Raw genomic sequence first — 1,661 nt, 5'->3', positions numbered from 1 at the left:
CAGGTCCGAAATACGTACCCTCATCCCACCTCGATGGTTTGGGCAGCGCTCACTACCGGAGCTTCACCGTTCGCGCCGCTCTTGAGCTGGTAGTAGGAGCCGCTCTTGTAAGTCATCGCAACGCCGTTCTTGTTGAACGAAGTCGTTCCGTAGACGTCGAAGGCGGTCTCCGAAAGCAACGACTTAACCTTAAACGACGCCCCAGAGGAGACTTCCCGCGCCACCGTATCGGCTTCGAGGTAGCCGTGGATCTCGCCGCCGGCGTTCGCGCCGAGCGTGATCGTGTCCGCGACGAATTGGGCCTCTTCCGCCACGTCAAGGCTGGAGGTCACCTGGACGGCCTGCGCAGCAAAGTCACCGTTGACTTCAAGCGTCCCGGCCTTGACGGTCTCGGCGTTGACCGTGGCGGTGTCCGTCGACAGGATCCCGAGGGCAAGCGTACCCGCCACCTCAAGCGTTTCGACGTTCTGCGAGAGGACCGTGCCGTTCTGCCCCGCGAGCGAGAGGGTGTTGATGTCCGTGAATTTCACGGTAGTCGTCCCGGCGTCCACGCCGAGCGCGCCGACACCCACGTCACCCGTGAGGGTTGCGGTGACCGTACCTTCTTTCGTTTCGCCGACCGAGATCGTGTTGTTCGCGGCAGCATTGCCGACCATCTGACCGATCGTGGCGTTTTCGGCGGGCTTGATCGTCCCGTTCAGAACGAGGTTCACCTTGGACTTGTTGTCGCCCAAAAGGTTCTGAACCGCCTGGTATGCGGCGAGGTCGTACTCGCCGACGTCGTTGAGCACCAGGTCAACGTCGGCATTCTGGCCGAAGGCAACCTTGCCCCAAGCGTCCGTCAGTACAAACGGATCTTCACCCTCGGTGGCCGCCTTGTAGACGTTCGAAGCGACGGTTTCGAAAGTGCCGTTGTTGAGCGTCAGACGGCCGCTCGTGCCGGCGCTCGCGATCGTGAGCGCGCCGTTGACGCGCAGAGTGCCGCTCACCGCGTTGGTCTGTGCGTCGGTACCAACCGTCACCGTGCCCGACTTGGAGATGTCGAGCGCGTACACCGTGAGTTCGCCCCCGGCGACTTTGACCGTACCGGTGTTGCGAACGCTCATGTCGGCGAACGTGTAGCCCCCGGCACTGACGTTGAGCGTGCCCGTGCCCTTGTTCTCACTCTTCGAGGGATTCGTCCCGACGCGGAAATTCCCGGTCCAGGTCTGGCCCGCGACCGCGAGACGGCCACCGTTGAGATTCCAGGTCGCATTGTGGGCGATGATCACGCCGTCGATCAGGGTGGAGTTCTTCTCCTTAAGGTTGAACGTACCCTGCTCTTCCAAGCTGAGCTCGAGGATCGTGTTGTCGTCCGGGTTCTTCAGCGAAGCCGTCAGCGTCCCGTTCGTGATGTTCGCCACGTCGATCGTCGACTTCTGGCCGTCTTCGAGCGTGACGTCCGCACCGTCCTTCACGTTGAGGGTGAAGTGGTCGCCTTCGTTCTGACTGCCTGCTTCCACCTTCAGAAGCAGGCTTCCCTGCATGCCCTTCAGGTTGAGGGTCGTGTTGGTCGCGGCCGCATCAACGTGCACGAGCCCCAGAACGCGCGAACCGGCTTCGAGGTTGATCGTGTTGTTGTCCGTACCGGTCTTCTTCACTTCAATGGCCGACGTACCGTT

1 protein-coding gene is annotated in these 1,661 nt (G+C 61.7%); it reads right to left on the bottom strand.

The window, feature by feature from the left end:
- Positions 1-20: 20 nt before the first annotated feature.
- Positions 21-1,661 (bottom strand): hypothetical protein (locus HMPREF9440_RS07475; protein WP_008542975.1); only part of this gene is annotated, 1,641 nt, incomplete at its 5' end.

This window comes from Sutterella parvirubra YIT 11816 (genome assembly GCF_000250875.1).
In the GTDB taxonomy this organism is placed as follows: domain Bacteria; phylum Pseudomonadota; class Gammaproteobacteria; order Burkholderiales; family Burkholderiaceae_F; genus Sutterella; species Sutterella parvirubra.
This window is presented reverse-complemented; position numbering and strand designations above follow the sequence as displayed.